We start from the raw sequence: 8,211 nt of genomic DNA, 5'->3' as shown, positions 1-8,211 counted from the left end.
GGCACGTCCGTGAAAAGGTCGGTGTATGCGCTACGTAATCATCGGAGCAGGAGCGGTCGGCGGCGTCATCGGTGGGCGGCTCGCGCAGGCGGGGCACGGTGACGTCGTGCTCGTCGCGCGCGGCAGCCAGTACGAGGCGCTGCGCGACAAGGGCCTGCGCGTCGAGACGCCGGACGGCCCGCACACCCATCAACTCCCGGTCGTGGACGGCCCGGAGGCGCTCGGCACGCTGCGCGCCGACGACGTGCTGATCCTCGCCGTGAAGACGCAGGACAGCGCGGCGGCGCTCGCCGCGTGGGGGCCGCGCCCCGTCGAGGGCGGCGGCACGGCGGCCGGACGGCTGCCCCTCGTCTGCGCGCAGAACGGGGTGGAGAGCGAGCGGCTCGCCCTGCGCACCTTCCAGCGCGTGTACGGGATGTGCGTGTGGCTGCCCGCCACGTTCGTCGAGCCGGGCGTCGTCCGCGCCCAGGGCGCCCCGCTCTCCGGCATGCTGCACCTCGGCCGCTACCCGTCGGGGAGCGACGAGACGGCGCGGGCGATCTCCGGCGACCTGGAGAAGGGGCTCCTCGAAGCGCCCGTCGTCGACGACGTCATGCGCTGGAAGTACGCCAAGCTCCTCGCCAACCTCGCCAACGCGATCGAGGCGGTATCCGGGGTGCTCACCAGCGACGAGGCCCTCGCCCTGTTCCGCCGGGCCCGCGCCGAGGGCGAGGCCGTGCTCGACGCCGCCGGTGTCGCGTACGCGAGCCCGGACGAGGAGAAGGCCGCCCGCGCCGACAAGATCCGCTTCGAGCCCTTCGACGGCGCCCCGCGCGGCGGCGGCTCCTCCTGGCAGTCCCTCCAGCGCGGCGCCGGCAGCATCGAGGCCGACTACCTCAACGGCGAGATCGCCCTGCTCGGCCGCCTGCACGGAGTGCCGACACCGGTCAACGACGTCCTCCAGGAACTCGCCAACGAGGCGGCTCGGCAAGGGCGTTCGGCCGGGGAGACGAGCGTGGCGGACCTCGTCGCGGCGGTGGACGCGCGCTGCGCGCCGTAGAGCCTGTCGCGTTTGTTCAAGAGGAGCGGGTAACGGTCGCCATAGCGTCGTCGGCATGAACGAACTCCGCATGGACACCGTGTACCCGTACCTCACCGAGAGCGCCGCCGAAGCCGCGCGCGTCGCGGCCGGCGTCAAGCCCGACCGGCTCGACGCGGCCTCGGGCTGCGGCGACTGGGACGTGCGGACGCTCGTGAACCACTGGACCGTGTACACCTCGCACGGCATGGAACACCGGGCCCTGCGCACCCAGTTGCCCGAGGAATTGACCGCCCGCGACCTCACGGCCGACGAGGACTGGGCGGCGACCTACGCCGCCGACCTCGACCGTGCGGTCGCCGCCTGGGCCGAACCGGCCGTCTGGGAGGGCGAGATCGACCTCGGCTTCGCCAAGCAGCCCGCACCCGAGGTCGCCGCGCTGCTGTGGGCCGAACTCGTCCTGCACGGCTGGGACGTGGCCACCGCAACCGGGCAGGAGTTCCGCGTCTCGGACGGCGCGGCGGCCCTGCTCCTCCAGGTCGTGGAGGCGAACGCCGAGCTGTACCGCCAGTACGAGGGCTTCGCCGCGCCCGTCGACGTGAGCGACGACGCCTCCGTGTACGCGAAGGCCCTCGCCCTCAGCGGCCGCGCCCCGCGCTGACGGAGGCCGGGCTCACTCGCCGCGCCACTGTGAGTCCCGCCGTGCCCACCGCACGGCGGGTCCCACCCCGAGCCCCGCCACCACGAACAGCACCCCGAGCACGGCCCAGCCCGCAGTGCCGTGCCGGATCGCGGTGACCGTCACGAGGGCCGGCGCGGCCATCGTCGCCGCGGCCTGCCCGGAGTTGAACACACCCTGGTAGACGCCCTGCGCCCGGGAGTCCGCCAGGCCGTAGCCGACGGTCCAGCCGCCCGCCGCCTGCAACACCTCGGCGGACACCTGCACCACCGCGCCGACTACCAGAATGCCCAGCGCCCACAGCGGCGAGGCCCCCGCCGAGAACGCGAAGAACGCGCAGGACAGCGCGAGCAGCAGCCCCGAGCGCCGCATCGCCTTCACCGCACCCGGCAGATCCTCCACGCCGCGCGTCGCCCGCACCTGAAACAGCGCCACCAGCACACAGTTGAGGACCATGACGAGCGCCGCCGTCCACGTCGGCGCCTCGGTGTGCTGCGCGATCCACAGCGGCAGCCCCACCTCCAACAGACTGTATTGGAGGGCCAGTACGGCGTTCAGGAAGGTCACCGCCAGGAACGGCAGATCGCGCACCGCCCGCCACCGGCTCTCCGCCGGGGTGTCCGCCCCCGGCCGCCGCCCCGCACCGCCCGGCAGCCGGTGCACCATCACCGCGGAGCCGACGAATGCCGCCGCGTCGAGGAGGATCAGCGCCGTGTAGCCGGCCCGACTGTCGAGTTGCAGCGCCAGCGCGCCGAACGCGCCGCCCACGCCCATGCCCACATTGGTGACCATCCGCAGATGGGCCCGGCCCTCGACGCGCTCCCCGGCGGGCAGCACGTCCGCGTACAGCGCGTTGCGCACGCCCATGCTGCCCTGGCTGAGCGTGGCGTAGCAGATCGCCGTGATCAGGAACGAGGCGTACGAGCCGATCAGCGTGTACGCCGTGAGCGCCGCGCCGCACCCGATCCACAGCCCGGTCAGCACCGGCCGCCGCCCCCACCGGTCCGACGCCCGCCCCGCCGGCACCCCCGCCGCGAGCCCGAACACCCCGGCCACGGAGAGCCCCACGCCCACCGAGGTCGCGCTCAGGCCCACGAACCGCGTGAAGTACAGGACGCTGACCGGGAAGAACAGCCCGCGCCCGAACGCGTTGAGGAGCGTGAGCAGGGACAGCCTGCGCAGCACCGGCACGGTCGGCAGCATTCCGGCGAAACGTGTGGTGGGACCGGTGGGGCGGGGTGGTGAAGTGGTCATGGCCACAGGGAAGCGGGGTTCCGGGCGCCGCGACATTTCTTTAGCGTGGCGCTAAAGGGTGGAAGGGCGGTGCGCCGTGATCGAGTTCCGGTTCGTCGTCGGCGACCTCGCCCGTACGTCCTTCGCGTACTCGCCCCTCCAGGAGGCCGTGTACTCGCTGCGCTGCTGGCGCGACCCCGCCCGCTATCCGCACCAGCGGCCCTGGCTGCGCCGCCTCGCCCCGGCCTTCCGGCGCCTCGACACCGAACTGCTCGGCGCCCTCGTCGCACCGCACCTGTGGATACCGGACTACCTCACCCCGCGCCCCGAGCGCCCGCGCCCCGCGTTCGCCGCGCAGCTCGCCCGGATCCGTGGCGTGCCGCCCGAGACCCTGGAGGCCGAATTCACCGCCGCCTACGACACGGTGGCGGACAGCCTGCCGCAGGTGCTGCGCGAGGGGCTCGCCGACCCGGCCGCGTTCCGCCACCGCATCGCCGACGCCCTTGAGGCCTACTGGCACGAGTGTCTCGCCCCGGACTGGTGGCCCCGTGTGCAGTCCGTCCTGGAGGCCGATCTCACCTACCGTGGCAAGGTGCTCGCGGACGCGGGCGTGGGCGGCCTGTTCACCAGTCTCGACCGGCGGCTTTCCTGGGACGGCGACGTGCTCACCCTGGTACAGAGCGACAGCCTCCGCGCCTGGCCCGGGGCCGACATCCCCATCGAGGGCCGCGGGCTCGTCCTCGTCCCCACGCTCTTCTGCCACGGCGCGCACACCATGATCGACCCCGGCCTTCCGCCGCTGCTCAGCTATCCGGCCCGCGGCCGCGCCACCATCTCCGAGGCCCCGCCGCCCGCGACCAGCGAGGCCCTGACCCGCCTGCTCGGCGCGGCCCGCGCCCGCATCCTGCGACTGCTCGCGGAACCCGCGTCGACCACGGAACTCGCCCACCGCCTCGACGTCACCCCGGGCGCGGTCAGCCAGCATCTGTCGATCCTGTACGACGCCGGGCTTCTGCTGCGTACGCGCAGCGGGCGGAGCGTGCGGTATGCGCGCAGCGAGTTGGGGGAGCAGCTGTGTGGGTGAGTGTGGGCCCGGTTCAGGCGCTGACGGCCACCAATTGCCTTACGAGGGACGCCTTGTAACGGGCCATCAGTACCCGCGCCACCTCCGGCGCGGCCCCCAGCACATCAGCCAGGACATCCGCGTCCGCCGCGCCCGCCGCGATCCGGTCCGGGAGGCGGCCCGGTGCGAGGACGTAGGGGGCGACGGCCACGCGCTCGCAGCCGAGGGCCCGCAGTTCGCGCACGGCGTCCTCCGTGCGCGGCTGAGATGCGGAGGCGAACGCAGGCCGCACGGCGCACCAACCGGTGTGCCGCCACTCCCGCGCGATTTCAGCGATCACTGCGATCGCCTCCGGGTCGGAGGAGCCCGCCGAGGCCAGGACGACCCCGGTCGTGGGCTTGTCGGCGGGGGTCAACCCCGCCTCGTACAGGCGCCGTTCGAGGGCCGACACCAGGAGCGGGTCGGGGCCGAGGACGTCCGCCTGGTGGATGCGCATCCCGCGGGGCGCCTCGCGCAGCACCGCGGGGATGTCCGTCTTCGCGTGGAAGGCGCGGGTGAGGAGGAGGGGGAGGGCGACCACGTCGCGTACGCCGTCCGCCGCGAGCGACTCCAACACACCATGTACCGAAGGGACGTTGAACTCCAGGAACGCCGTCTCCACCCGCACACCAGGGTTTTGTGCCCGGACCTCGCCCACGAGGGCGTGCACGGTCGCGGCATGGCGCGGGTCGCGGCTGCCGTGGGCTATGACGAGAAGGGCGGGGGAGTGGCTCATCGGTCGCTCAGTTCTTGACGAGGAGTCCGCGGCCGCGCAGTGCGCGCCGCTCCAACGGGCTGAGGATCAACAGGTCGACGGCGATGCCGACGGTCAGGGCGAGGAGGACAGCGAGGAACGTCATCGGCATGGACGAGGCGGAGTGTTCGCTTCCCTGGAAACGGTCGAGGCCCGGCGCCGAGGCGATCAGTTGTGCCGCCAGCAGTGCGCGCCACGTGAATGCCCAGCCCTGCTTGAGCCCCGCAAGGTAGGCGGGCGGCGAGGTCCCGACGCCGGCCGCGATCGCGGGGACCGCGCCCAGCAGGATCACCCCGTACATCACCGGGTCGCCCAGGCCGAGCCACAGCACCACGGCCGGCACCCACAGCACCGACGGCAGCCACCGCAGGGCCGACAGCACCGGGCCGACCGTCTCCCGCACGAACCGCACGCGGGAGACGGCGAGCCCGAGCAGCGTGCCGACAGCCAGGGCGAGCAGGAAGCCGAGCAGCCCGCGCGAGACGCTCGTCCAGACGAATCCGGGGAGCGTGCTCGGCAGCCAGGCGCTCGGGTTCATGCCGACTCGGGACTCAGAAGTCCCAACCCTCCTCGTCCACCAGCGCCTTGGGATCCTCGGCCGAGGCGAAGGACTCGCCGGCCATGCCCGCCGCGAGCGTCGTACCGTCCGACGGGTCGACCAGCAGGAAGGAGCCCGTGCGCCGCGAGTCCGCGTACGAGTCGATGGCGAGCGCCTCGGCGATCCGCACCTTGACCCGGCCGATGTCGTTGGCGACGAGCCGGCCCGGCTCGGGGTGCTGGGAGAGGTCGTCGAGCGTGAGCCGCGACGGGATCTCCTTGACGATCGCCTTGACCGTACGGGTGGTGTGCTTGAGCAGCACCCGCTGGCCGACGACGAGCGGGGTGTCGGCCACGTGGCACACCGTCGCCTCGATGTCCTGCGAGGTGGCGGGCGCGTCGTGGCTCGGCACGATCAGGTCGCCGCGGGAGATGTCGATGTCGTCCTCCAGAAGGAGGGTGATCGACTGCGGCGTCCACGCGACGTCGACCGCCGTGCCCAGCAGGTCGATTCCGGTGATCTTCGACGTACGACCTGAGGGCAGCACGGTGACCTCTTCGCCGACGCGGAACGTACCGGCCGCGATCTGCCCCGCGTAGCCCCGGTAGTCCGGGTGCTCCGCGGTCTGCGGGCGGATCACGTACTGGACGGGCAGGCGCGCGTGGCAGCTGGTGAGGTCGTGGCTGACCGGCACCGTCTCCAGGTGCTCCAGGACCGTCGGGCCGCCGTACCAGTCCATGTTGGCGGACGGCTCCACGACGTTGTCGCCCGCGAGCGCCGAGATCGGGATGGCGGTGATCTCCGGAACGCCCAACTGCCCGGCGTACGCGGTGAATTCCTCGGCGATCTTCGCGAAGACCCGCTCCTCGTAGTCGACGAGGTCCATCTTGTTCACGGCGAGGACGACGTGCGGGACACGCAGCAGCGCGGCGACGGCGGCGTGCCGACGGGTCTGCTCGATGACGCCGTTGCGCGCGTCGACGAGGACCACGGCGAGGTCGGCGGTGGACGCGCCGGTCACCATGTTCCGCGTGTACTGCACGTGGCCCGGCGTGTCCGCGAGGATGAAGCGGCGGCGCGGGGTCGCGAAGTAGCGGTACGCGACGTCGATCGTGATGCCCTGCTCGCGCTCGGCGCGCAGGCCGTCCGTGAGGAGCGCCAGGTCGGGCTCGGCGGCGCCGCGCGAACGCGACGCGAGCTCGACGGCCTCCAGCTGGTCGGTCAGGACCGACTTGGAGTCGTGCAGCAGGCGGCCGACGAGCGTGGACTTGCCGTCGTCGACCGAGCCGGCCGTGGCGAACCGCAGCAGGGTCGTCGCCGAAAGCCCGGCCAGCTCTTCGGCGGCGGAGGTGGTGGTGCTCATGTCTAGAAGTACCCTTCGCGCTTGCGGTCTTCCATCGCGGCCTCGGACATCTTGTCGTCGGCGCGGGTGGCGCCCCGCTCGGTGAGCCGGGACACGGCGATCTCGGCGATGACCTTGTCGATGGTCGTGGCGTCGGAGTCGACGGCGCCGGTGCAGGACATGTCGCCGACGGTGCGGTAGCGGACCTGTCGCGTCTCGACCGACTCGTCGTCCTTCGGGCCGCCCCAGTCGCCGGCGGTCAGCCACATGCCGCTGCGCTTGAAGACCGGGCGCTCGTGCGCGTAGTAGATCTGCGGCAGTTCGATGTTCTCGCGGGCGATGTACTGCCACACGTCCAGCTCGGTCCAGTTGGACAGCGGGAAGACGCGGACGTGCTCGCCGGGCGCGTGCCGGCCGTTGTAGAGCTGCCACAGCTCGGGGCGCTGGCGGCGCGGGTCCCACTGGGAGAACTCGTCGCGCAGGGAGAACACGCGCTCCTTGGCGCGGGCCTTCTCCTCGTCGCGGCGGCCGCCGCCGAAGACGGCGTCGAACTTCTCCTGCTGGATCTTCTCGGTCAGCGGCACCGTCTGGAGCGGGTTACGGGTCCCGTCCGGACGCTCGCGCAGCTTGCCGGCGTCGATGTACTCCTGCACGGACGCGACGTGGAGGCGCAGCCCGTGCTTCTCGACGGTGCGGTCGCGGTACTCGATGACCTCGGGGAAGTTGTGCCCGGTGTCCACGTGTAGCAGCGAGAAGGGGATCGCGGCCGGGGCGAACGCCTTCAGCGCCAGGTGCAGCATGACGATGGAGTCCTTGCCGCCGGAGAAGAGAATCACCGGCCGCTCGAACTCGCCCGCCACCTCGCGGAAGATGTGCACCGCCTCGGACTCAAGGGCGTCCAAGTGGCTCAGCGCGTAAGGGCTGTCGGTCTCCTCGGAGCCCTCGGAGACGGAAGAAGCTACGGTCGTCATGCGGCGAGACCCCTCTCGGTGAGCAGCGCACGGAGCGCTGCCGCGGACTCCTGCACGGTCTGGTTCTGCGACTCGATGCGCAGGTCGGGCGATTCGGGTGCCTCGTACGGGTCGTCGACGCCGGTAAGGCCGGACAGCTCACCTGCCGCCTGCTTGGCGTACAGGCCCTTCACATCGCGTACGGAGCACACGTCCACGGGCGTGGCCACGTGCACCTCCAGGTATCCGGTGCCGCCGGCCTGGTGGCGCTTGCGGACGGCCTCGCGGCTGTCCGCGTACGGCGCGATGACCGGGACGAGCACCAACACGCCGTTGCGGGCGAGGAGTTCGGCGAGGTAGCCGATGCGCTGGACGTTCGTGTGCCGGTCCTCCCGGCTGAAGCCGAGGCCCGCCGTGAGGTACTCGCGGATCTCGTCGCCGTCCAGCACCTCGACCTTGCGGCCCTCGGCGCGCAGCGTGTTCGCCAGCTCGTACGCGATGGTGGTCTTGCCGGCGGACGGCAGACCCGTGAGCCAGATCGTGGCTCCGGTCACTTGGTTCTCCAAAGTCCGTGTTTCGTTCATGAGTTCAGGCC

General features: G+C 72.1%; 8 protein-coding genes and 1 pseudogene. 3 read left to right on the top strand and 6 right to left on the bottom strand.

Translation table 11 applies throughout. The features are described 5' to 3' along the window. The first annotated feature begins 25 nt into the window (after positions 1-25). Both ACYSUO_RS28040 and ACYSUO_RS28035 read left to right on the top strand, forming a co-directional pair. On the top strand, positions 26-1,039 hold the full coding sequence (locus tag ACYSUO_RS28040; protein WP_461779019.1) for a ketopantoate reductase family protein: 1,014 nt from the start codon (positions 26-28) through the stop codon (positions 1,037-1,039). 55 nt (positions 1,040-1,094) lie between these two features. Beyond that, entirely contained in the window at positions 1,095-1,679 is a 585-nt protein-coding gene (locus tag ACYSUO_RS28035) for a TIGR03086 family metal-binding protein (protein ID WP_461779018.1), read from the top strand. Positions 1,680-1,691: 12 nt separating this feature from the next. Here the strand turns inward: ACYSUO_RS28035 and ACYSUO_RS28030 are convergent, their stop codons facing one another. Next, the gene (locus ACYSUO_RS28030) at positions 1,692-2,951 is read right to left on the bottom strand and encodes an MFS transporter (protein ID WP_461779017.1); all 1,260 of its coding nucleotides are present in this window, start codon (positions 2,949-2,951) and stop codon (positions 1,692-1,694) included. A gap of 76 nt (positions 2,952-3,027) precedes the next feature. Between ACYSUO_RS28030 and ACYSUO_RS28025 the strand changes: the two genes are divergently transcribed. Continuing rightward, positions 3,028-4,014: an ArsR/SmtB family transcription factor gene (locus ACYSUO_RS28025; RefSeq protein ID WP_461779016.1), complete on the top strand. Its 987-nt coding sequence runs from the start codon at positions 3,028-3,030 to the stop codon at positions 4,012-4,014. A gap of 13 nt (positions 4,015-4,027) precedes the next feature. Here the strand turns inward: ACYSUO_RS28025 and ACYSUO_RS28020 are convergent, their stop codons facing one another. The 5 genes and pseudogenes from ACYSUO_RS28020 to cysC all read right to left on the bottom strand — a co-directional run bounded on the left by ACYSUO_RS28020 (position 4,028) and on the right by cysC (position 8,200). Next, a complete protein-coding gene (locus ACYSUO_RS28020; protein ID WP_461779015.1) occupies positions 4,028-4,768 on the bottom strand; it encodes a sirohydrochlorin chelatase in 741 nt (246 codons plus the stop codon). Between the two features lie 7 nt (positions 4,769-4,775). Further along, positions 4,776-5,315 (bottom strand): annotated as a pseudogene (locus ACYSUO_RS28015) (ABC transporter permease); the annotation flags it as partial. Positions 5,316-5,337: 22 nt separating this feature from the next. Further along, the gene (locus tag ACYSUO_RS28010; RefSeq protein ID WP_461779014.1) at positions 5,338-6,687 is read right to left on the bottom strand and encodes a sulfate adenylyltransferase subunit 1; all 1,350 of its coding nucleotides are present in this window, start codon (positions 6,685-6,687) and stop codon (positions 5,338-5,340) included. A 2-nt stretch (positions 6,688-6,689) separates the two neighbouring features. Beyond that, positions 6,690-7,637: a sulfate adenylyltransferase subunit CysD gene (gene cysD, locus ACYSUO_RS28005; RefSeq protein WP_461779013.1), complete on the bottom strand. Its 948-nt coding sequence runs from the start codon at positions 7,635-7,637 to the stop codon at positions 6,690-6,692. Next, complete coding sequence (gene cysC / locus ACYSUO_RS28000) at positions 7,634-8,200, bottom strand: adenylyl-sulfate kinase (protein ID WP_461779012.1); 567 nt, start codon at positions 8,198-8,200, stop codon at positions 7,634-7,636. The genes cysD and cysC overlap by 4 nt, the downstream gene beginning before the upstream one ends. Positions 8,201-8,211: the final 11 nt, after the last annotated feature.

The organism is Streptomyces sp. UC4497, assembly GCF_054871485.1.
This window is presented reverse-complemented; position numbering and strand designations above follow the sequence as displayed.